Genomic DNA, 22,813 nt, shown 5'->3' on the forward strand with positions numbered 1-22,813 from the left:
GCGGTGTCACCCTTCGTCACCGCCGTTCCGTTCGCCGTGTCGGTGTCCTTCGCCGTCCTCGGTTCGGCAACGATCAACAGGTCCCGTCGCCGCGCGTAGATCGTGGTCCGCTTCAGAAGCTCCCGTGACGCCCTGCGCCGCCCGCGAAACGTGCTGCACCGGCGACACCCTCGCGTTCGACGATGGGTACGCCTGCCGCCCCCTCGGCGCGGAGCGCGTCGCCGAGGGGGAGGTCGAGTCCCGCGTACACCGACGCACGGTCGGCGAGCACGCATTCGAACGGGAACTGCGCGATCTGGCGCGCGAGTTCCCGCGCAGCGTCCAGCGCCTCGCCATGCGGCACAACTCGATTGGCCAACCCCATCGCCAAGGCCTCCTCTGCGTCTACCGGCCTCCCGGTGAGTATGAGGTCGAGCGCCCTACCGAGTCCGACGATGCGCGGTAGGCGTACCGTCCCGCCGTCGATCAGCGGTACCCCCCACCGCCTGCAGAACACGCCGAGCGTCGCGTCTTCTTCGACCACCCGGAGATCGGCGAGAAGGGACAACTCCAAGCCGCCGGCCACCGCATACCCGCTGACCGCGGCGATCACCGGTTTGGACAAGGGGATGCGCGTCGGTCCCATCGGGCCGTCACCGCCGCCGTCGACGTCGAGGTCGTTGCGGCGCGACGGATCACCGACCGACGTGAGATCGGCTCCGGCACAGAAGGTCCCGCCCGCGCCTGCGAGTACCGCAACCTTGAGATCGGGATCGTCGTCGAATCGGTGAAAGGCCGCCCGCAGTGCGTGCGCAGTCGGCCCGTCGACGCTGTTGCGTACTTCGGGCCGGTTGAGCGTGATGGTGACGATCGACCCGTCGACCTCGCAGAGGACCGGCTCGGACATGACTACTGCGCGACCACCGCGTGGTCGTCGGAGGTGATGAGCTCGTGGATGAACTCCATCTTCTCGAGCACCTTGGGCGGCAGCACGAACGGGTAGAGGTCCTGATGCCCCATCGACCGATTGATCTGATTGAGCGCCCAGGTCAACGGCAGCCACCAGTCGATGATCCGCTCAAAACCCACCTTGCCCGGCAGATCTGCCTCCAACGTCGCACCCGCGGGAGCCAGCGCGAAAGCGGCTGCGGTGTCGAGCGTGTCGCGGATGTGCAGGTAGTGAGCGAACGTCTCGGCCCAGTCCTCGAACGGATGCATCGTTGCGTACGAGGAAACGTAGTCCTGTTCCCAATCCTCCGGCGGGCCGTCGTTGTAGTGACGATCGATCGCGTCCTGGTAGCTCGTATTGGGGTCACCGAAGAGCTCTGTGTACCGCTCGAGGTTCGGGCCGTCACCAACGAGGACCATCTGATAGAAATGCCCGATCTCGTGACGGAAGTGTCCGATCAACGTGCGGTACGGCTCGTCCATCGAGACGCGCAGTCGCTCACGGTGCACGTCGTCGCCCTCGGCGAGGTCGAGGGTGATCACACCATCGGCGTGCCCGGTGGTGACCGGTTGATCGCGGCTCGACAGCAGATCGAACGCGAGTCCGGTCTCCGGGTCGGTGTCTTTCCCGAAGATCGGGAGCTTGAGTTCGTCGAGCTCGTAGATCACTCGACGCTTTGCGGCTTCGGACTCGGCGAAGGCCGCCATGGCCTGTTCGTCGGAATCCGACGGCCTGGTGCGCGTCAACCGGCACGACTCACAGAGCGCGGGCAGATCCGGCCCCTCCTCTACCATCCAGTTGCAGGCGGCGGGAAGGTTGTTGGCGCAGCGGACGATCGTCGCCCCATCGACGGTGCCCTTTTCGTCGTCGTCGAGTACCTGGATCGTGCGGCTGGGCAGGTGAAATCCCAGGTTGTGTCCGCAATTGAGACAGACGGTGTTCTCGAAGGACAGCTGCTGCCCACAGTTGGAACAATGGAAATCGCGCATCTACTCACTCTTTTCGTTCGTCGGGCCGGACGTAACCCGGTGGTGAACTCTGAGTCGTTGACGTCTCAGAGCTATGCATCGTGATGGAGGTCGGAGCCGCGCTGCCTTCTGCACGCGTTCGTGACCAGTGTCACCCTGTTCTCGCACTACATTCGTCGAATTCGATTGTGTTCAGGTCCCAGTTCGGTCATATCTCGGCTGGACGCGCAGGGTCGGCCGACCATTGTGACCACGAGCCGGGGTACAGAGTCCCGGACAATCCTGCGATCTCCAGGGCGGCGATCTCGTGTGCGGCATTCACACCCGAACCGCAGTAGGCGACGACCGCCGATCCGTCCGTGACGCCCGCCTGTGCAAACCGCTCTCGCAGCTCCGACGCGGCGCGGAAACGTCCGGACGCGTCGATGTTCTCGCTGGTGGGAAGGCTGATCGCGCCTGGAATATGACCCGCGCGCGGGTCGATGGGTTCGACCTCGCCGCGATAACGTTCGGCTGCCCGCGCGTCGACGAGGACTGCCCTTGAGTCATCGGAACCGAGCGCCGCGACGTCGTCGATCGTGGCGACCGGCAGTGATCCCGCCTGCAGCGTGACTTTTCCGGGCCGAACGGGTGTGTCTCCACTCGACAACCGCATGCCGGAATCGCGCCATGCGGCCAGACCGCCGTCGAGAAGGCGGACGTCGGGGTGGCCGCCCCATCGCAGTAGCCACCAGGCGCGAGCGGCTGCGAGGTTGCCGTTGTCGTCGTAGACCACGACGGGTGAGGTGTCGTCGATGCCCCACGAACGCGCCGCCTCGGTCAGCGCGTCGATCTCGGGTAGCGGATGCCGCCCGGCCTCTGGCGACGGCGGCGCTGCGAGTTGGGAGTCGAGGTCGACATAGACCGCTCCCGGAATGTGTCCGGTGCGGTAGCGAGCGTGACCGTCGGCGTCGCCGAGTTGCCACCGGACGTCGAGCACGACCGGTGGGGTGTCGGAGAGCATGGCGTCGGCAAGTTGCTCAACGTCGATCAGCACGGTTGACACACGAGACCTCTCTGCACAAACAACTACCTGGGAAACAACACTCTGGGGCGAACAAGGATCACGGACCTGTCATGGCGGAGGTGGACTCATGGCGACCCGCGCATACCAATCGTGCCCTGTCGGCGCCCGAACTCGCCACCACCGGCCTTTGCCCGTGTGTCGAGTCCTGCCCGCAGGCCTGCCCAACTCCGTAGGATCGTCGCCATGAGGCAGGCAGACGGCACATACTTCGTGACGGCCGAGGAACTGGCCGCGTTCTACGACTCAGGCAAGAAGTATTGGTACATGCGTGACGACGGGTCGACGGATTTGTACTCCGACGAACTGATCATCACGCACGGCTGGCCGATCTATCTGATGGATCGCGACGAGAAGTGGTTCGCCAAGTGGAACGGCAACTACGAGAAGGCGGTCGAGGACGAGCTCAATCCGCATCTCCTCAAGAACTTCGAAGAGTTGATCACTGAGGGCGACTGGCCCAAGGATCACAACGAGTGACCTCAGCCCTCGTTGTCGGCGCCTAGTTCCGGCGCTCCACTGCGGTAGGTGACAGGCGTCGCCGACATCCGTATCGGGTTCGCGGTCGTCACGATCTTGCTGTCCGGGGTCGCGGCGCGCACGTCGATTCCGAGTTCGTCGGCGAAGTCGAACGCCTCGGCAACCGAGTTGATCGGTCCCGCAGGTACTCCCGCCGCTGTGAACTCGGCGTACCAGTGATCGGCATCCTTCGTGACGAGCACCATGGTGATCTCGTCGATCAATTCATCGCGGTGGGCAACGCGCGCCGAGTTCGACGTAAAGCGCTCGTCTGCAGCCAGTTCCGGGCGGCCGAGAACCTCGACAGCCTTCTCGAACTGACCATTGTTGCCGACAGCCAACGCGATCGGACGGGTTGCCGTCGAGAACACCTGGTAGGGAGTGATACTCGGATGGCGATTTCCCATCGGCGCGGGTACTACACCTGCGTTGAGAAACCCCGACGCCTGATTGACCAGCGACGACAACGACGCCGAGAACAGGTCGACGTCGACGCGCTGACCGTGTCCGGTCCGGTCGCGATGACGAAGTGCGGCAAGGATTCCCAAGCCCGCGTGCAATCCGGCGAGTACGTCGACGACCGCGACACCGACTTTCACCGGTTCGTCGGGTCCAGAGCCGGTGACACTCATCAATCCGCCGACCGCCTGAACGAGCAGGTCGTATCCGGGCAGTGCCGCGCCCCCGTCACGACCGAATCCGGTGATCGAGCAGTACACGAGATCTGGTCTTTCCGAACGCAATTGGTCATATCCCAGACCGAGACGCTCCATCGTCCCGGCCCGGAAGTTCTCGATCACGACGTCGGCCTGCAGCGCGATCGCGCGAGCGCGGGCCAGATCGTCCGGATCGCGTAGATCGAGCGTCACCGACTTCTTGTTGCGATTGACGGACGCGAAATAGGTTGCGGTGCCGTCGGCGGTGAACGGCGGCCCCCACGTCCTCGTGTCGTCCCCCACCCCCGGGCGTTCGATCTTGACGACGTCGGCGCCGAGGTCTGCGAGCATCATCGTCGCGTACGGACCGGCGAGCACGCGGGTGAAGTCGGCGACCACAAGGCCGTCGAGAGCTCCTGGTGCCCAATCATTCTCGGACGACGAACCTTCAGTATCTGGCAACACGACCCTCCTTGGGAGCCCGGTACATACGCCACAGTGTTCTCGGGACCTCGTGCAACGGCAGCCGGACCGGCCAATCGCGCGACCGGAGATACGCCTCCGTGCCGCCGTCGACAGTGACCACTGAACCCGACATGAAGTCGGCATCCGATGACAGCATGACCATGACCCACGCCGCGAGTTGTTCCGGCGTGCCGTACTCGCGCAACGGAACCGGGAACGACCGGACGTTCTTGCCCGACGCACCTTCTAGCTGCGCCTGCAACAGCGGGGTCATCACCGGACCCGGCGCGATCACGTTCAACCGGATACCCGCGCCTGCCCAGTCGAGATCGGTACCGTGCACACGACACCATTGGGTCACAGCGAGTTTCGACGCCGCGTAAGCGACCGGCCCCGACAGTGCCTTACCTCGGCGTCGGATGATCGTGGCCGCCCCAGCCGCGTCGCCCTTCATCAGTCTGCGCACCGCGGACTTCGGCACGAACGGCGTGGAGGTCGTCGAATTGGAGCCGAAGACAACCACTTTCGCCTTGTTCGACGCCGCGAGCGCGTCGCGCAACCCGCTGAGCAGTTCTGTGACACCGAAGGTGTTGACCTCGACAATCGCGCGTTCTGCACCCGCCTTGGGCCCGACTCCCGCGGCCAGCACGGCGCCGTCGAGCTCACCGTCACAGAGTGCGAGAATGGCCGCGACGGCGGCGCCTCGACCGTCGGACGTCGCGAGGTCGGCGACGACGTCGGCGTCACGCTGATCGACACCGATGACGGTGTGCCCTTGTGCCCGAAGGGATTCGGCCACTGCGCAGCCCATTCCAGAGGCGGCTCCGGTGACCACGTATCGCCGCGGAGCGTCGGCCATCGTGCCTCCTATCCGTGTCGCCGCCGGTTGCGGTCGTCGTCGGCCAGCGTACGGTCATACGCATTGTTGAACGCGTGGAGTTGGCGAAACAACGCCTCCGGAGATCCGGGCCCCATGTCGGAGAGCACACGCTCGAGGCGTCGCGCACGTAGCAGGCCGTCGTGCTCGAAAGCGTCGAGACCCGCTTTCGTCGGCCTGACCTGCTTGCTGATCGATCCCGCGACGTCGAAGCGCTCGAGATAGCCGTGCTTGATCGCCGCGTTCACCTGCCGGTTGACGGTCGACTGCTCCAGTTGCATGGCATCGGTCAGCTGTCGCAGGGTGCGGGGCCTGCCATCGGACAGTATCCAGAGCAGGTTGAAAGCGGAGACCTCGAGGATCGAGTCGGGATCGACGTGCGAACGACGGCGCGTCATGCGGAGGAATTCCTCCGCGAGATCGCGATAAAGGGGCGAAGGCCAGGGTGCGTACTCATCGCTCGAGTCGTCGGTGCCGCTCACGCGTTCCCTCGTCACACGAATTCCCTTCGCCCTCAACACTGTCCACTATGTCCGAAATATCCCTAGCGATTAGGCATATGTAGTTTACATATGTATTGTGCATATCCCAAGGAGGTGTCCATGTCCGACACACAATCTTCCCCTGCTGCAGAAACTTCACTGCCGCATGCGGAGAACAAGACCGCGACCGGCGCGGTCGCCACCGTGATCGCCCTGTGCCTCGGCGGACTCGTCGCCGCGTTGATGCAGACACTCGTGATCCCGATCCAACCTGAACTGCCACAGTTGCTCGGCACGTCGCGCTCGAACGCCTCGTGGGTCATCACCGCTACGCTGCTCGCCGCAGCTGTGGCCATGCCCATCGCGGGCCGACTCGGTGACATGTTCGGAAAGCAGCGAGTGCTGGTCGGCTCGGGCGTCCTACTCGTCGTCGGCTCGGTTGTGTGTGCACTGAGCGACTCGGTCATCCCGATGATCATCGGTCGCGCCATCCAGGGCCTCGCGATGGGCTTCATCCCGGTGGGCATCAGCCTCATGCGCGAGGTGACTCCGCGGAAGATCACCTCGATGGCCATCGCCGCGATGAGCGCGACCTTGGGTGTCGGCGGTGCGATCGGCCTGCCGCTGTCTGCGTGGATCGCACAGACATGGAACTGGCACGCCCTGTTCTGGGTCGCCGCGGCTCTCGGCGCCGTCGTGCTGGCGCTGGTCGTCGTCGTCGTGCCGCACGTGCCCGACGCCACCGGTGGCCGCCTCGACATCGTCGGCGCCATCGGCCTGGCCATCGGACTGTGCGCCGCGCTCATCGCCGTCTCCAAGGGCAACGACTGGGGCTGGGCATCCGGCACCACGCTGGGACTGCTGGCTGCGGGCATCGTCGTTCTGATCGCGTGGGGTTTCTACCAGCTGCGCACCACAGACCCGCTCGTCGACCTGCGTACCACCGCGCGGCCGTCGGTGCTGCTGACCAATATCGCCGCCATCGCGATCGGCTTCGGCATGATGGCTCAGTCGGTGGTCATCCCGGCGCTGCTGGAGATGCCGAAGGAAACCGGGATCGGACTCGGCCAGACCATGCTGGCAGCCGGGCTTTGGATGGCACCAGGTGGACTGATGATGCTGGTCTTCTCTCCGGTGTCGGGCATCCTGATCAACAAGATCGGCGCCAAATACACGCTGGCCATCGGTGCGACCGTTCTCGGCGTGGGTTACCTGATCGCACTGTTCTTGATGAACTCGCCGTGGCAGCTCATGATCGCATCGATCATCGCGGCTTCTGGCGTCGGAATCGGGTACGCGGCCATGCCGACACTGATCATGGGTTCGGTACCCATGACCGAGGCCGGTTCCGCCGTGGGCCTCAACGGATTGATGCGCTCGATCGGTACCACGGTCTCGTCTGCCGTGATGGCGGTGCTGCTGACCACAGCAACCGTCTCGATGGGGGGACAGGACATGCCGTCACACACTTCGTTCCGGCTGTGCTTCCTCGTCGGAGCCATCGCCGCTTTCGTGGGCGTCGCGATCACGCTGACGATCCCGAAGCGCGGTCCGCAGCCGGTACCGACGGCGACGCCGTCGTCCGACGACGCGCAGGCGGTCGGCAGCACCAGCTGAGTCCGAAGACCTCCCGGCCGGATACCGTCGACATCAGACGACGGATCCGACCGGGAGGTCTTCGCATGACGGCACCGGACCAGAGGCAGCGATTCTCGGCTCTGCCGACCAGCCGCGTCGAAGCCTTCTCCGACGGCGTGTTCGCCATCGCCGTCACGATCATCGTGCTCAGTCTGGTCGATCCACGACACGAACCAGGTCAACTGTTTCCGTCGCTCGTCGCACATTGGCCCGACTACGTCGCCTATACGGCAGGATTCATCTACGTCGGTGTCATCTGGCTCAACCACCATCAGGCCTTCGCCCGAATCCGCTACGCCAATCGGCCGCTACTCGCACTCAACCTCGGCGTTCTCTTCACGACGTCGCTCATCGCATTCCCCACCGCCGTCGTCTCCGACGCGTTGCGTGAGGATCTCACCGGCGCCGACGCCCGCACCGCCATCGCGCTCTACGCGCTGATCACAGCTGCGATGTGTGCCAGTTGGGTTCTCTTGTACGCCTATCTGATTCGACGTCCGGACCTACTTGCCGACGGCGTGGAACCGAACTACACGCGGCACGGGGTGTGGCGGTCGGTGGCGGGAATCGGGCTCTATCTGATTGCCGGACTACTCGGCTTCTTCGTCTACCCGCTCATTGCGCTCGTCGTCTTTCCGATCCTTCCGTTGTTCTACTTTCTCACCTCGGAGGGACTCGGGTTCGCCGACGCCCTGACCGACTGATCCGACCGGGCATGCGGCCGTCCGGCGGCAGCGCACTCGGCCGGTTGGCCGCTCAGCGGTGTGCGAGGTAGTCCGGTCGGGGTGCATCGGCGGCAAAAGGTTCTTGCAGCGCATTCGATTTCGCGTTGAACACGACGAAGAGGTTGCTACGCGGGTACGGCGTGATGTTGCCCGACGATGCGTGCATGCAGTTCGAGTCGAAGTAGAGCGCCGACCCCGCAGGCCCGGTGATCATGTCGATGCCGTGTTCGTCTGCGAGCGTTGTCACGTCGGACTCCTCGGGAGTCCCGAACGGCGGACGGTAGGAGACCAACGACTGGTTGTGGTAGTCGTCGGGGGTCCGTCCAACACATCCGACGAACTGCTTGTGCGAACCCGGAATGATCATCAGGGCCCCGTTGGTCAGGAGGTTGGGCGTGAGCGCGAGCGAGACACTGAGCGCACGGGGCGTCGGCATGCCGTCCTCGGCGTGCCACGTCTCGAAATCGGAGTGCCAGTAGAACGGACCACCAGCGAATCCCGGCTTCAGATTGATCCGGCTCTGGTGGATGTAGACGTCGTCTCCGAGTATCTGCCGTGCGACGCCTGCGATCTCGGTGCGCTCGCAGATCTCCGCGATCGCGTCGCTGAGGTGGTGCACCGCGAAGAGTGATCGCACCTCACCGTTCGACGATTCGCGGATCACGCGCTCGTCGTCTCCCAACCTGTCCGTGATCGAGGCGACCTCGGTCAGGCATGTGTCGATATCGTTGTCGGACAATACGTTTTCAGCTGTGTGGTATCCCCGGTCGCGGTAGCCATCGATCTCCGCGGTCGACAGCGGACCCTGCTGGTCCTGTGCCCACACGACGGGGTGTGGGCGGGGTTCGATCTCTCCGTGATCCGCGAGCCGTGTTCGGTACACGTCCACGGGGCGGCTGGCCGTTCGAGTTTCTGTGATCAACGCTGATCCTTCCTCAATCTGCATTTCGCCATGGTCGAGTGTTGGTGCAGCGGAGCCGCAGCGTACTCGTACCGGCCTGCAGACGGCGGGTGGGCACGAAACCACACCGCGGCCCATGCACTCGCGGAGTCTACGTACCCAAAGACGGTGCGTCGACCATCGAAAGGGTCCATAGACCACCGAAAAGTCGGTGCCAACTGCACAGATGGCCAGGAGAAATCAGTTCAGCCGCTCCCCCGTCTCGGGATGGAAGAGGTGTACCGCGCGATCGGCCTGGCGCAGTCGGATGCCGTCGCCCCTCTTGGCCGGTGCGCGATCGGCGGATCGGATCACCACGGTCATCGGGTCGCCGTCGAGATTTCTGATCGAGTCGTCGACCAGAGACGCGTACACATAGGTCTCACTACCGAGTTCCTCGAGAAGAGCGACGTCGGCGTCGATACCGGCATCCCCGTCATCGGCCAGTGCAAGGTGCTCAGGACGGATACCGACGGTCACTGACGACACACCGGACTTACGCAGCGCCGCTTGAGATTCCGCGTCGAGATCGACACTCGCTTTGCCGATACCCACCGCGCCGTCGGTGACCGGAGCGGTGAACAGGTTCATCGACGGCGACCCGATGAAGCCTGCCACGAATGCGTTGCGAGGTCGGTCATAGAGTTCGGTCGGAGTGGAGAACTGTTGCAGCACCCCGTTCTTCAGTACGGCGACCCGATCGCCCATCGTCATGGCCTCGACCTGGTCGTGGGTGACATACACCGTCGTGGTGCCGAGCCGACGCTGCAGTGCGGCGATCTGAGTTCTGGTTTGCACGCGGAGCTTGGCGTCGAGGTTCGACAACGGCTCATCCATGCAGAACACCTGCGGTTCACGCACGATCGCACGGCCCATCGCCACACGTTGCCGTTGCCCACCCGAGAGTTTCGCGGGTTTGCGATCGAGGAAGTCGGTGAGGTCGAGCAGCTTTGCCGCCTCGGCAACCTTGGCTTTACGCTCGTCTGCGGGCACTCCCCGCATCTTGAGCGCAAATCCCATGTTCTCCCCGACCGTCTTGTTGGGGTAGAGCGCGTAGTTCTGGAACACCATCGCGATATCCCTATCCTTGGGCGCAACACCCACCATGCTGTTCCCGCCGATATGGATTGCGCCGGAGTCGATCTCCTCGAGACCTGCAAGCATTCGAAGGGCCGTCGACTTGCCGGATCCCGAGGGACCGACCAGAACGATGAATTCGCCGTCCTCGATGTCGAGGTCGAGTGAGTCGACAGCCAGTTTCTCGGCTCCGGGATAAACGCAGCAGGCCTTGTCGTAGGTGATGGAAGCCATTGTGAACTCCTGTGTGTGCTGAATGTTGGATTGTCTGTTGACTACTTGATGGCGCCGAAGGACAGTCCGCGGACGAGCTTGTTCTGCGCGATCCACCCGCAAACGACGACGGGAAGTGCAGTCAAGACCGACGCCGCAGACAGTTGCGCCCAGTACAGTCCCTGCCCCGACATGAACCCGGTGAGGAACACCGGCATGGTCTGCGCGTTGACCGCGGTCATGTTGACGGCGAAAAAGAATTCGTTCCACGAGAAGATGACGCATATCAGTGCAGTGGCAGCGATACCGGGTGAGATGAGCGGCAAGATCACCTCGCGCACGGCGGTCCACATACTCGCGCCGTCGATACTGGCCGCTCCAACAGTTCTCCGGGCACTTCGAGGAAGAACGACCGCATCATCCACACTGCAATCGGCAGGTTCATCGCCGTGTACAGAATGATCAACGTCCAGACGTTGTCGAGCATCCCCAGTTTTCCGACGATCACGTACAGCGGGATAATGGCCGCGACGATGGGCAACATCTTCGTACTGATGAAGAAGAACAGAGCGTCCTTGGTTTTACGCACCGGGCGCAGCGACAGCGCGAAAGCTGCTGGTACACCGAGAAGCAACACCAGGATCGTCGAGACCACGGTGGCGCACAACGAATTCAGCAGCGGGGTGCCGATCCCGGCGTCGAACACATTGCGGAACTGCTGCAGGGTGGGCGTGAAGAAGAAGGTGGGCGGGTTGGTTGCCGCGTCACTCTCCTGCTTGAACGCCGTCAGTACCATCCACAACACCGGGAAGAAGAACCCTATGGCGAGTATCCAGGTGATCGCGGTCAGCACACCGCCGCGCGGATCGCGTCGACGTCGGATGATCGGGGTCGGCGTCGAGGGAGACCTCGACGTTGTCGGGGTGGCGGTGGCGGTGGCGGTCATCAGGCTGCCTCCTCGGTTCCGGTGAATGATTTGAAGATCAGTCGAAGTGCCAGCGATGCAACGACTATCGTCCCGATGACAGTGACGACACCCATCGCGGCGGCCTGGCCGATGTCGAATCCGAGAAACGCCCGCTGGTAGATGTAAAACGACAGGTTGGAACTGGCAACACCCGGCCCGCCCGCCGTCATCATGTAGACCGCGTCGAAGGTGTTGACCAGATAGATTGCACCGAGTACCATGCCCAGTTCGATGAAGCGACGCAGGTGTGGGAGCGTCAGCTCGCGGAACAGCCGGAAGCTGGTCGCACCGTCGACTCGCGCTGCCTCCTGGATGTCGCGCGGCATCGACTGCAGTCCAGCGAGAATGAGAAGCATCATGAACGGCGTCCACTGCCAGATCAATTCGGCCATCACACTCATGAGTGGGAACTGCGACAACCAGTCGACGTGAATCCCCAGCGGACTGAGTGCCCAGTTGACCAGGCCGTTGGTCGGCGAGAGCAGGCTCGTCTTCCACAACAGTGCCGCAGCAACCGGTGTGACCAGGAAGGGAGTGATGAGTAAGGTTCGAACTATCCCTCGTCCCAAGAACTTTCGGTCGAGCAGCAGCGCGAAGATCAGCCCCAACACCACCGAGATCAGCACCGTTCCCACAATCAGCACGATGGTGTTGAGCGTGACCTTCCAGAACTGGCTATCGGAGAAGACGGCGCCGTAGTTGTCGAGTCCGACGAATCGACGCGAACCGGGGCGGACCAGGTTCCAGGACTGTGTCGAGTAGTAGAGGGTGAACACGAACGGAATCTGTGTCACCACGATCATGAAGATCAGCGCGGGTAGCAGCGGTCCCCGCCTGCGCCAACCCTCGGCGCGCGTGATCTGGTCGCGCTTGGACGTTACCGCCTTACCCGAACCGGCGTCGGGTTGCGCCGGCGGTGTCATGACTGCAGTCGCCATGGTCTACCTCTCCCTCTGATAGGACTTACCGACGACCTGCGCGTACTGCTGCGCCTGCTCCAGTGCGTCATGAACACTGATCTGACCTGCGATCGCGGCCGAGATCTGTTGGCTGACACGGGTACCGAGGTCCTGGAACTCTGGGATCGCGAGGAACTGGATTCCGGTGTAGGGCACCGGCTTGAGCGTCGGCTTGAGCTGATCTGCCGCCTGCATCGCCGACAGCGTCTGCTCGGCGAACGGCTGCGAGATCTTCTGATAAGCGGGCAACTGATACGTCGACAATCTGCTGCCCGGCGGGACATGCGTCGCGCCGAGTGTCGTGGCGACGTGCTGGATGTATCGCTTGTTGGTCATCCAGTCGATGAACTTCCACGCGTCGTCCTTGTTGTCGCTACTCGACGGAATGCCGAGCGACCAGGTGTAGAGCCACCCGTTGTCCTTCTTGGCCATCGTCGGCGCGGGCAGATAGCCGACGTCGCCGGCGATGGTCGAGTCGTCGGGGCTCTCCAGCACGGACACCGCCGACGTCGCGTCGTACCACATGGCAACCTGCCCCTGCGACATCAGGTTTCCGCATTCCTGGAAACCGGACGACGAGGCACCGGCCTCGCCGGATCGGCGAACCGTGTCGACGTACATCTGCACCGCAGCCTCGACCTCCGGGCTGGTTAGTTGAGCGTTCCAGTCCTCGTCGAACCAACGTCCGCCGTACGCGTTGATCACCGTGTTGAGCGGCGCAAGCACCTCGCCCCATCCGGGCTTGCCACGTAGGCAGATTCCGGCTGTCTTGTCGTTGGTGAGCTTGCGAGCGGCGTCGGCGACCTGCGGCCACGTCGGGGTGGCGGGCAGACTCACACCCGCTTGCGCGAACAGCTTCTTGTTGTACATGAGGAATGACGACTCACCGTAGAAGGGCGCCGAGTACATCTGCCCGTTGTAGGAAAGTGCTGATTTGAGCGAGGGAATGAAATCGTCTGCGTCGTAGGACGAGTCGGCATTCATGTAGGGCGTCAGGTTGACCAGCCAGCCATATTTTGCCCACATGGGTGTCTCGTAGTTGCTGATCATCACCACGTCGAATTCGCCACCGCCGGTCGAGACCGACGCGGTGATCTTCGCTCGTGCCTCGTTCTCCGACAACGTCACGAACTTGACGTGCACTCCCGGATTCTGTTGTTCGAACTGCTCGGAGAGCTTGACGGCGTCTTGCATCTGCGAGTTCGACACCATGGCGACGGTGACCTCTCGGCTGCCTCCGCCAAGCGAACCCGCGCCCGAACACCCGGTGACGAATGCGAGTGATGCAGCGGCACACACCGCGGCCACCATGTATGTCGTCCGTCGTCGCGCGGCGCGAAGACTTCGTTGTCTCAGTGACCTCACTGTCGGCCTTTCTCTTGCATGACAAGCCATTCGGCGGTTTCGGTGTCGGTCACCAGAATGGTGGCGAAACCGCCGCGCAGGGCTCCGAGTATCGATTCACGGCGGTGAACTCCACCGGATACGAGAATGGATGTGGGACAGGCGCGCACGGCATCGAGCGGCACAGACACCGTCCGTTCCACGAGGCTCGACGAAACGGGCTCGCCCGCGGCGTCGTAGAAGCGTCCGCCGATCTCTCCCACCGCGCCCAGCTCGATGAGCTCGTCGAGCACGATGGCGTCGATGTACGCACCCTCGAACAGCGTCGTCGAGGTGGACACGGAGCCCACTCCGAAGAGCATGATGTGAGCGCCCCGCGCCGCGGAAAGCGATTGGGACAGAATCGAATCGCGGTTGAGGGCGGTGACGGTCTCTGCGTCGACGTAGAGCGGGGCGACCAACCGCAGTGGTTGCGCATGCAATCGTTCAGAGAATCTCGCGAGCGCATGATCGACGCCGGTGTGGTACTCGACGGATGTCATCGAACCATCCATCTGGACCACCCGTTGACACGACGCCGAGGCGCTCATCGCATCGGCTACCGCGACTTGTTCAGGGCCCCAGGTGAATCCGAATGTATCCGTGGGCTGGATTCGGCGTGCGAGGACCGAAGCCCCGGCCCTGCCGAGCGCAGCGTTACCGGATGTGGTCCCGTCGGCGACCTCATCGATGATTAGCGCCTCATCGAGTCCGAATGCCTGCTCGACGCTCCGCTCGACATCGGTGTGAATCGACGCGGAGAGGTGCGGCGGAGCCGAAACCGTCACCTGAACGAGGCCCTGCGCCCGAGCACGTGCCACGAGCCGCCCAGCGGTCGGGCGTGAGACGCCGAGACGCGCGGCGATCTCGGCTTGGGTCAAGCCCTCGAGGTGGTACATCGTTGCCGCTCGGACCAGCAACCTCAGATCCGATCCACTATCCGACGTCGCGCGAGACGTCGAACGTGAAGAGGTGCCGGCACCGGAATGCGTCGCCTCGGCTCGGGTCTGTGCCGGTGTCTTGTTGCGTGTCGCCATGAGCATCGCCTGTTCGCGTGATGTCGACTGGTGAGCATTTGCTCACTAGCGGTGAATGTGCTCAATACGCTAACATCCGTGATGTGAGCTATGCAACATCCTCGACAACGAGTGATCAGGGACTCTGCGCAATGCGGGCTTCGGTTCTCTCACCCGGCCGACAGCTGACCGTGGAGACCAGAGCCGTACCCCGGCCCAGCCCCGGAGATGTCCTTGTGCAGGTCAGCGCGGTCGGAATATGCGGTTCGGACACGCACTACCTGCGCCACGGACGCATTGGTGAGCACGTGGTGCGCGAGCCGCTGATCCTCGGGCACGAGGCCGCCGGGGTGATCGTCGACGTCGGAGCGGGCGTCCAATCCTCACGCATCGGCCAACGTGTGTCGATCGAGCCGCAGCGACCCGACCCGACGAGCACGGAGACGATGCGTGGTGACTACCACCTGTGCCCGGCCATGCGCTTCTACGGAACGCCCCCGGTCGACGGCGCACTGACCGAGTTCGTGACGATCGGTTCCGCATTCGCTCATGCCGTACCCGACGACGTGAGCGACGAGGCCGCCGCACTGTTCGAACCCCTGTCGGTCGGTCTCGCGTCGATCGCGAAAGCATCGGTTCGACTTGGTGATTCACTTCTGATCAGCGGAGCGGGGCCGATCGGGCTGATGTGCGCGCAGGTAGCCCGTGCGGCCGGGCTCTCACGAATCGTCGTGACCGAGCCCGACGAACAGCGTCGGTCGCAGGCACTCCGATTCGGGGCAACCGATGTCGCCGTTCCCGGCACGGTCATCGCACCCGTGGACGCATTCGTCGATGCGAGCGGCGCGCCGGCAGCAGTCACCGCGGGCATCTCCGCTCTTCGACCCGGCGGCCGTGCTGTGCTCGTCGGCATGGGTGCTGACACCATGGAACTGCCCATATCGTTGATACAGAACCGCGAGATCGTCCTGACGGGCGTCTTCCGCTATGCGAACACCTGGCCAACGGCGACCCGACTCGCCACCACCGGCGCCGTCGACCTCGACTCCATGGTCACCGCCCGTTTCGGACTCGACGAGCTGCCCGCGGCGCTCAACGCCGATCACATCACAGGACACATCAAAGCTGTTGTGTACCCGGCACTCTCGCGCTACACCGAACCCCGACCCGACACCCGAAAGGCGCACTCGTGAGTATCCGGCTCAGCAACGACGCTCTCCCAACAATCACCGGCATTCCGACTCCCGGTTACGACCGCGCACACATCACCGTCGGAATCGTCCACTTCGGTGTCGGCGGATTTCACCGCGCACACCAGGCAATGTATGTCGATCGCCTTCTCGCCGAGCCCGAGTCACGATCGTGGGGTATCTGCGGCGTCGGTGTCCGGCATGCCGATCAGGCCATGCGGGACGCCCTCGTGCCCCAGGACGGGCTCTACACATTGACCCTCAAGAGTCCTGATGGCGCTGTCGAGACCTCGGTCATCGGATCGATCGTCGAGTATCTCTATGCTCCAGACAATCCCGAGACTGTCCTCGAAAAGCTCGCTGACCCCGGCACCCGCATCGTGTCGCTCACGGTCACCGAGGGCGGCTACAATTTCTCCCCTGCGACAGGTGAATTCGACGCCGAGAATCCAGCCATCGTCGCAGATCTGAGCGGAAATCAGCCTCTGGCAACGGTTTTCGGATTGGTGACAGAAGCCCTTGCACGTCGGCGTGCACGCGGCATTCCGTCGTTCACAGTGATGTCGTGCGACAACATACAGGGCAACGGCCACGTAGCGCGCTCGACGTTCCTTGCCTACGCGCATCTGCGTGATCCTGAGCTCGCTCAGTGGATCGACACCCACACGTCGTTTCCCAATTCGATGGTCGACAGGATAACGCCGGTCACCCCGCCTGAATTGGCGGCGGAGGTCGAGGCACGCACCGGCATCGTCGACAACTGGCCTGTCGTTGCCGAGCCATTCACCCAGTGGGTCCTCGAGGACTCGTTCAGCGACGGACGGCCTGCGCTCGAGAATGTCGGAGTGCAGATCGTCGATGACGTCACGCCGTACGAACTCATGAAGCTGCGTCTGCTCAACGCGAGCCACCAAGCGTTGTGCTATTTCGGTTACCTACTCGGCTACCGCTATGTTCACGACGCTGCAAGCGATTCCGACATCCGTGAACTGCTGCGCCGCTACATGTTCGACGAAGCAGAACCGACACTTGCACCATTGCCCGGTGTCGACGTCAACGCATATATCGACACACTTCTCGAGCGCTTCGCCAATCCCGCCATTGCCGACACGATCGCACGCCTGTGCCAGGATTCCTCCGACCGCATTCCCAAATGGCTCGTGCCCGTGATTCGCGAGCGGCTCCAGGCGGGTGGCAACGTCGATCTTGCCGCTGCCGTCGTGGCGAGTTGGACGCGATACGCCGAGGGCATCGACGAGAACGGCGACGCGATCGACGTCGTCGACCCGAAGGCCGACGAACTCGTGCCACTGGCACAAAAGTCGCGGACCGAACCGCTCGCCTTCGTATCGGAAAGAGGGCTCTTCGGCGAACTCGCCGACCATGACGGCTTCACCAAGCCCTACCTGTGGGCGCTGGAAACTCTGCGGTCCAAGGGTTCCCGCGAGACCCTGAAGGAGTTGCTCTCATGACACTCGTGGCGGGGGTCGACTCGTCGACGCAATCCTGCAAGATCGTGATCTGTGATGCCGAGACCGGCGCCGTCGTTCGCTCGGCGAGCGCGCCACACCCGCCGTGTACCGAAGTAGATCCCGAGCACTGGTGGACTGCGTTGTGCGCGGCCATCTCCGCCGCAGGCGGGCTAGACAACGTCGCGGCCGTGTCCGTTGCCGGACAGCAACACGGCATGATCTGCCTGGACGAGTCGGGCAGGGTGATTCGAGATGCTTTGTTGTGGAACGACACCCGATCGGCGACGAGCGCCGCCGATCTGATCGACGAGCTCGGCGGACCCGAGAAATGGGCGGAGACAGTCGGCGTCGTCCCGGTTGCCTCGATCACTGCGGCAAAACTGCGTTGGCTCGCCGACAACGAACCTCAGAACGCCAACACGACTGCCGCTGTATGTCTTCCCCACGATTGGCTGACGTGGCGCCTGTCCGGGTCGACCGACATCGCCACACTGACTACCGACCGCAGCGATGCTTCGGGAACAGGATACTTCAGCGCTGCCCGAGACGAATATCGCCCCGACCTCCTTGAACTTGCACTCCACGGGCGAAGTCCGTTGTTGCCCAGGGTGATCGAAGCCGAACAGGCTGCCGCGCGAATCCCCGGCGGCGCGCTACTCGGCGCGGGGCTCGGCGACAACGCCGCCGCTGCACTCGGACTACAGGCCGGTCCGGGCGACGCGGTTGTCTCGCTGGGTACCTCCGGAGGCATTAGCGCTGTCACCGATGTCGCGCCGTGCGATCCATCCGGCATTGTCGCGGGCTTCGCCGATGGCACCGGCCGCCATCTGCCACTGGTGTGCACGTTGAACGGTGCACCGGTTCTCGCCGCAACCGCGAGAATGCTTGGCGTCGACCTCGAAGAGTTTGCACGACTGGCGGTCTCGGCCCCTGCAGGCGCACACGGACTGCGTCTCGTGCCCTACTTCGCCGGAGAGCGCTCGCCGAACCTGCCCGATGCGACTGGATCGCTGACGGGGATCACGACCGAGAACTTCACAGCGCCATCGGTCGCACGTGCTGCCGTCGAAGGACTACTCGGTTCGCTGGTGTGGTGCCGGGAGCAGATCGAGGCGCAGTGCGTCGATGTCGAGAGGGTCATTCTCATCGGAGGTGGAGCGAAATCGCCGGCGATACGTGCCATCGCACCATCAGTCTTCGAAGGCACCGTCATTCTTCCCGCCGAAAGTGAATGGGTCGCACTCGGGGCGGCCCGACAGGCTGCCTGGGCACTGACGGGGCATCTGCCGGGATGGCCGGTGGCGACGTAGCGGCACGACCATGTCTTGATCTCAGCGATATGAGCTACTCCCCGTCTTCAGCTCACTCCTCGCCGGAGTCCATGATCTCGGCGACCCGTCGTGCAGGGTCGGCCAGTAATCGGACCAGTGTCTCCGGGTTCTCGATGTGCTTGGCGGGCGCGGCGATGGTGAGCGCGGCGACCAGCGTCGAATCTGCTCCCCACACCGGTACCGAGACGCAGCCGAAATTGGGTATGAACGAACCGATTTGGCTCGCATGCGTCGGTGCCGCGGCGGGATGCCCGGATCCGACGGCGGTCATCAGCCGGCCCGCCGCGGACGCGGTCAGATCATGGAGAAGCCGGCCGGGATCACTGAGCGGGTAATCCGGATCGATGTCCATCAGGCTCAGCCGGGCCCGCGACGTCCCCGCGCGGTGGCACCCGAACAAGTGCACACCGAACCGCAGACCCGAGCGCACCTCGTCGAGAGCGGTACGGAGCTGGTCGGAGACCGGTGGGCCGGCCGCGGCGCCGAGCATGCGATCGATTCTGGCGCCGAGCGCGAAGCCGCCCAGATCGGGCGTACGGACCAAATACTCCTCCTGCGCAAGAAGATTCACGAGGCGATACGTCGCCGACTTCGACAATCCGAGATGCCTGGACAACTCGACGGCGGTCACACCCGGTCCCATCGTCGCGACCTCTTCAAGGATCTGCAGTGCGTTGATCACCGATTTCGACGACGAGTCGCCCCCGAAGGCAGGACTCATCGCGACGGTCCGCCACTGACTGCGTCGTCGGACTCGAGGTGTCCGCTGAACACCTCCGAGCGCATTGGTGTTTCGTGTATTCCCATGTGCGCTGTGACCAGTGGCCGAACGCGACGCAGCGCCCCATAGCCGACTGCCGCCAGCGCCAGCCAGACCAACGCGCCGATGATTCCAGGTGCCCAGATGCCGCCGATGTTCGTCGCGACGAACACCACCAGGATGCCGCCGAATCCGACCGCGGCGAGCCAGGCTGTCACCGCCGCCCGTCGTTGCAATTCACCGGTCTTGCGCAGAAAGGCAGGCGCCGCAACACAGACCAGGACGTAGGCGACCATGAATCCGATGGCCGGCGCTGCCGCCATCGAGCCGCGCATGGAACTCTCCGACGCACCCGCCGCCAGCGATACGACAATGACTGCGACCATCACGAGCAGACTCACAACCACACCGACGACCGGCGTTTTGAATCGCGGATGCGTGTAGCCGAGTCGGCCGGGAAGGACGCCCTCTCGGGCCAGCGACAGCAGAGTTCGGGTCAGCGCCGTCGTACTCGCAAGCGCACACGCCAGAAACGATGCGCACACACCGAGATTCACGAGCGGGGCCACCCACGACGCTCCGATACTCTCGGTGAGCACATCGACGTTTCCCTCGCCGAGTGCCGAGATGCCGTCGAGCACGTTCGCTCCGCCCGCCTGTGCCAGTGTCGCGATGAGAACGACGACAGCGCCGAGGGCCAGCGAGACGTTGATCGCCCGCGGAATGGTTCGCAGCGGACGTTTCGCTTCGACCGAGAGTGTTGCGGCGCTTTCGAATCCGATGATCCCGCATGTCGCGACGGCTACGCCCGCAAGGTAGTGCGACCATCCGGTCGGCACCGCGACCGCAGCGCGCACCGACATGTGGTCCCAGTTGCGTGTGACCAGCACTCCGACAAGGGTCAACAATCCGGCGACCGCAACGGCCTCGATGATCAGCCCGACTCGCGCCGAGACTCGTACGCCTCGGATCAGAACAACCCCCATGACGACCGCGATCCCCGCAACGGCAAGACACGTCGTCAGCGTCGACGGTGCACCGAGGCCGAAAATCCGTAGCCCATAGGCTGCGGTCTGCGAGAGCGTGAACATCGCCAACGACCCGTAGCCGAGTGTCATCGCGGCCGCGGTGGCAGCGCCTGCCGCGGGGCCGAGCCCCTTGGCCGCATAGGTGTAGAGGGCGCCCGGAGCAACCACGCGCGAAGCGAAGACACCGAGCGTCGATGCGACCAGCGCACAGAGCACGGTTGCCGTGACGACGCACCACACCAACGGCGCGTTCGCCTGGCCGAGCAGCATGGGTATCGTTGCGGCTGCAGCACATGGCGCCATGACGGCCACCGACTGCGCGACCACATCGGTGAATCCAAGACTTCGACGATCAAGCCCGACCAACTGAGTGCGAGCGCCCAGACGAAGTCGCTCGCGAACGCGCTCTCTTGCTGGTCCCGACATAGCGCGGACGCTAACCACAGCGTGTTTCGGCCGTGTTACTCGATGGTGTTGTGGGCGTGACACGCAACGGGTCTCGGCGTCGAGCGTCGTCCCACAAGGGTGTCCAGACGTGTTACCGGCGGGCAACGGCGCCGCGACGGGGCGGTCAGAACATATATCCACGGGCATCGACGCCCAGTCCTCACGACATCTCCCTGCACGATTCCTTGCATGGTGTCGTCCGTCTGATCGCAGAAGAGAATCACATGACATCTATCGATACCGGCGCTGCCACCGCCGGCCAATCCGGCTCGTCGTCTCGATCCCTGCAGGGGTCGCTCGGCGTCGGAGCCATCGTCTTCATGGTGGTCGCCGCGGCCGCTCCGCTCACCGTCGTCGGCGGTGGTGTGCCCGTCGCATTCCTGCTCGGCAACGGCGCGGGCGTGCCGTCGATGTTCGTCATCGCCGCCGTCGTCCTGCTGCTCTTCTCGGTGGGACTGAGCACGATGGCCCGCTACATCCCCCGGCCGGGCGCCTTCTTCACCTACGTCGGTTACGGTCTCGGCAGGCCTCTTGGACTGGGCACCGCGCATCTGGCGCTGCTGACCTACACGATGATCCAGGCAGCGGTGTACGGCCTGATCGGTGTGCTGATCTCCTCCGGCGTCTCCGACCTCGGCGGACCGTCGATCGCCTGGTGGGTGTGGGCGCTGGTGATCGCAGCGTTCACCGGCATCCTCGGCTACCGGCACATCGAGTTGAGTTCCAAGGTTCTCGGTCTGCTGCTCATCGCTGAGATCGGGATCGTGCTGATCCTCGACATCGCCATCATGGCCAAGGGCGGCAACCAGGGACTCTCGATGGCCTCGTTCAAGCCGTCCGAGGTGATGTCGGGCGCACCGGGAATCGGCCTGATGTTCGCCGTCGCCGGATTCATCGGCTTCGAGGCAACCGCGATCTTCCGCAACGAGGCTCGTGACCCCGACCGCACCATCCCGCGCGCCACCTACGTCGCCGTCCTGCTCATTGGAGTCTTCTACGCCTTCTCGTCCTGGGCACTCGTCATGGCGTGGGGACCGGACAACGTGGTCGCCGCTGCCGCGAAGGACCCGTCGGGCATGATCATGGCGACGGCACAGACCTACCTGGGCACCTGGGCATCGACGACGGTCAACGTGCTACTGATCACGAGCCTCTTTGCGTGCATCCTCAGCTTCCACAACGTGATCTCGCGCTACCAGCACTCGATGGCCTCGGCGACGGCGATGCCGTCGAAGCTGGGCACGGTGCACCCGAATCACCTGTCACCCCATGTCAGTTCGTTCGTGCAGACCATCACCGCAGCACTGCTCATCGTCGTCTTCGCTGCCCTGGGACTCGATCCCGAACTCGAGGTCTTCGCCTGGTTCTCCGGCGTCGCAACCCTGGGAATCGTCGTGCTGATGGCGCTGACCTGCCTCGCGGTGCTGGTGTACTTCCGCCGCAACAACATTCAGGCCGGCCTCTGGCGAGCAGTGATCGCACCGACGCTCGGGTTCATTGGACTCATCACCATCCTCGTGGCGGTGATCTGGAACTTCCCGACGCTGATCGGCGGTTCGCAGTCGCTTGCCGACTTCTTCATCGCACTCGTTGTCGCGGCAGTCGCGCTCGGCGTGGTCCAGGCACTGATCATGCGACGCCGCAACGTCGTTGCGTACGAATCCCTGACCTCGGCCATCGCAGTCTGACTCCTTCTCTCAGCACAGAAC

At 63.8% G+C, this 22,813-nt stretch carries 20 protein-coding genes and 1 pseudogene; 7 read left to right on the plus strand and 14 right to left on the minus strand.

Going from position 1 to position 22,813, the window contains the following annotated elements; translation table 11 throughout:
* Positions 1 to 112 precede the first annotated feature (112 nt).
* From A5777_RS21675 to A5777_RS21685, 3 genes are all read right to left on the minus strand, one after another.
* Positions 113 to 886, minus strand: coding sequence for a crotonase/enoyl-CoA hydratase family protein (locus tag A5777_RS21675; protein WP_064864502.1), 774 nt, complete (start codon positions 884 to 886; stop codon positions 113 to 115).
* Between the two features lie 2 nt (positions 887 to 888).
* Positions 889 to 1,917: a zinc-binding metallopeptidase family protein gene (locus tag A5777_RS21680; RefSeq protein WP_064864504.1), complete on the minus strand. Its 1,029-nt coding sequence runs from the start codon at positions 1,915 to 1,917 to the stop codon at positions 889 to 891.
* Between the two features lie 187 nt (positions 1,918 to 2,104).
* Positions 2,105 to 2,941, minus strand: a complete 837-nt coding sequence (locus tag A5777_RS21685; RefSeq protein WP_197502439.1) for a sulfurtransferase — start codon at positions 2,939 to 2,941, stop codon at positions 2,105 to 2,107.
* Positions 2,942 to 3,145: 204 nt separating this feature from the next.
* Here A5777_RS21685 and A5777_RS21690 point away from each other — a divergent pair, with 204 nt between their 5' ends.
* Entirely contained in the window at positions 3,146 to 3,439 is a 294-nt protein-coding gene (locus A5777_RS21690; RefSeq protein WP_005201837.1) for a hypothetical protein, read from the plus strand.
* Positions 3,440 to 3,441: 2 nt separating this feature from the next.
* On the opposite strand, the gene A5777_RS21695 is transcribed toward A5777_RS21690, so the two are convergent.
* From A5777_RS21695 to A5777_RS21705, 3 genes are read right to left on the minus strand one after another with little or no spacing between them, the layout of a single operon-like run.
* Positions 3,442 to 4,596: a CaiB/BaiF CoA transferase family protein gene (locus A5777_RS21695; RefSeq protein WP_064864545.1), complete on the minus strand. Its 1,155-nt coding sequence runs from the start codon at positions 4,594 to 4,596 to the stop codon at positions 3,442 to 3,444.
* Complete coding sequence (locus A5777_RS21700) at positions 4,583 to 5,458, minus strand: SDR family oxidoreductase (RefSeq protein ID WP_064864506.1); 876 nt, start codon at positions 5,456 to 5,458, stop codon at positions 4,583 to 4,585. The genes A5777_RS21695 and A5777_RS21700 overlap by 14 nt, the downstream gene beginning before the upstream one ends.
* 8 nt (positions 5,459 to 5,466) lie before the next feature.
* Positions 5,467 to 5,958, minus strand: coding sequence for a MarR family winged helix-turn-helix transcriptional regulator (locus tag A5777_RS21705; RefSeq protein WP_231895161.1), 492 nt, complete (start codon positions 5,956 to 5,958; stop codon positions 5,467 to 5,469).
* Between the two features lie 120 nt (positions 5,959 to 6,078).
* Between A5777_RS21705 and A5777_RS21710 the strand changes: the two genes are divergently transcribed.
* Both A5777_RS21710 and A5777_RS21715 read left to right on the plus strand, forming a co-directional pair.
* Positions 6,079 to 7,575 (plus strand): MFS transporter, encoded by a 1,497-nt coding sequence (locus tag A5777_RS21710; RefSeq protein ID WP_064864546.1) that lies wholly within the window; start codon positions 6,079 to 6,081, stop codon positions 7,573 to 7,575.
* A 65-nt stretch (positions 7,576 to 7,640) separates the two neighbouring features.
* A complete protein-coding gene (locus tag A5777_RS21715) occupies positions 7,641 to 8,300 on the plus strand; it encodes a TMEM175 family protein (protein ID WP_064864510.1) in 660 nt (219 codons plus the stop codon).
* A 52-nt stretch (positions 8,301 to 8,352) separates the two neighbouring features.
* On the opposite strand, the gene thpD is transcribed toward A5777_RS21715, so the two are convergent.
* From thpD to A5777_RS21745, 6 genes and pseudogenes are all read right to left on the minus strand, one after another.
* On the minus strand, positions 8,353 to 9,267 hold the full coding sequence (gene thpD / locus A5777_RS21720; protein WP_064864512.1) for an ectoine hydroxylase: 915 nt from the start codon (positions 9,265 to 9,267) through the stop codon (positions 8,353 to 8,355).
* A 195-nt stretch (positions 9,268 to 9,462) separates the two neighbouring features.
* Positions 9,463 to 10,572, minus strand: coding sequence for an ABC transporter ATP-binding protein (locus tag A5777_RS21725; RefSeq protein WP_005201843.1), 1,110 nt, complete (start codon positions 10,570 to 10,572; stop codon positions 9,463 to 9,465).
* A 41-nt stretch (positions 10,573 to 10,613) separates the two neighbouring features.
* Positions 10,614 to 11,497: pseudogene (locus A5777_RS21730) on the minus strand (carbohydrate ABC transporter permease).
* Positions 11,497 to 12,441, minus strand: a complete 945-nt coding sequence (locus A5777_RS21735; RefSeq protein WP_231895163.1) for a carbohydrate ABC transporter permease — start codon at positions 12,439 to 12,441, stop codon at positions 11,497 to 11,499. Before A5777_RS21735 ends, A5777_RS21730 begins: the two are co-directional and overlap by 1 nt.
* A gap of 18 nt (positions 12,442 to 12,459) precedes the next feature.
* A complete protein-coding gene (locus tag A5777_RS21740) occupies positions 12,460 to 13,788 on the minus strand; it encodes an ABC transporter substrate-binding protein (protein WP_064864517.1) in 1,329 nt (442 codons plus the stop codon).
* Positions 13,789 to 13,838: 50 nt separating this feature from the next.
* Positions 13,839 to 14,903, minus strand: coding sequence for a sugar-binding transcriptional regulator (locus tag A5777_RS21745; protein WP_156529455.1), 1,065 nt, complete (start codon positions 14,901 to 14,903; stop codon positions 13,839 to 13,841).
* Between the two features lie 125 nt (positions 14,904 to 15,028).
* Between A5777_RS21745 and A5777_RS21750 the strand changes: the two genes are divergently transcribed.
* Genes A5777_RS21750 through A5777_RS21760 form a run of 3 tightly spaced genes read left to right on the plus strand, consistent with a single transcriptional unit; the run spans position 15,029 to position 18,848 of the window.
* The gene (locus A5777_RS21750) at positions 15,029 to 16,069 is read left to right on the plus strand and encodes an NAD(P)-dependent alcohol dehydrogenase (RefSeq protein ID WP_064864520.1); all 1,041 of its coding nucleotides are present in this window, start codon (positions 15,029 to 15,031) and stop codon (positions 16,067 to 16,069) included.
* Entirely contained in the window at positions 16,066 to 17,538 is a 1,473-nt protein-coding gene (locus tag A5777_RS21755) for a mannitol dehydrogenase family protein (RefSeq protein WP_064864521.1), read from the plus strand. Before A5777_RS21750 ends, A5777_RS21755 begins: the two co-directional genes overlap by 4 nt.
* The gene (locus tag A5777_RS21760; RefSeq protein ID WP_082933794.1) at positions 17,535 to 18,848 is read left to right on the plus strand and encodes a xylulokinase; all 1,314 of its coding nucleotides are present in this window, start codon (positions 17,535 to 17,537) and stop codon (positions 18,846 to 18,848) included. Before A5777_RS21755 ends, A5777_RS21760 begins: the two co-directional genes overlap by 4 nt.
* Before the next feature lie 52 nt (positions 18,849 to 18,900).
* Here A5777_RS21760 and A5777_RS21765 read toward each other — a convergent pair whose 3' ends face one another.
* Complete coding sequence (locus A5777_RS21765) at positions 18,901 to 19,590, minus strand: helix-turn-helix domain-containing protein (RefSeq protein ID WP_064864522.1); 690 nt, start codon at positions 19,588 to 19,590, stop codon at positions 18,901 to 18,903.
* A complete protein-coding gene (locus tag A5777_RS21770; protein ID WP_064864523.1) occupies positions 19,587 to 21,083 on the minus strand; it encodes an APC family permease in 1,497 nt (498 codons plus the stop codon). Before A5777_RS21770 ends, A5777_RS21765 begins: the two co-directional genes overlap by 4 nt.
* A gap of 245 nt (positions 21,084 to 21,328) precedes the next feature.
* On the opposite strand from A5777_RS21770, the gene A5777_RS21775 reads away from it, so the two are divergent.
* Positions 21,329 to 22,792, plus strand: coding sequence for an APC family permease (locus tag A5777_RS21775; RefSeq protein ID WP_064864548.1), 1,464 nt, complete (start codon positions 21,329 to 21,331; stop codon positions 22,790 to 22,792).
* The last annotated feature ends 21 nt before the right edge of the window (positions 22,793 to 22,813 follow it).

The organism is Gordonia sp. 852002-10350_SCH5691597 (assembly GCF_001665715.1).
Taxonomy (GTDB): domain Bacteria; phylum Actinomycetota; class Actinomycetes; order Mycobacteriales; family Mycobacteriaceae; genus Gordonia; species Gordonia sputi.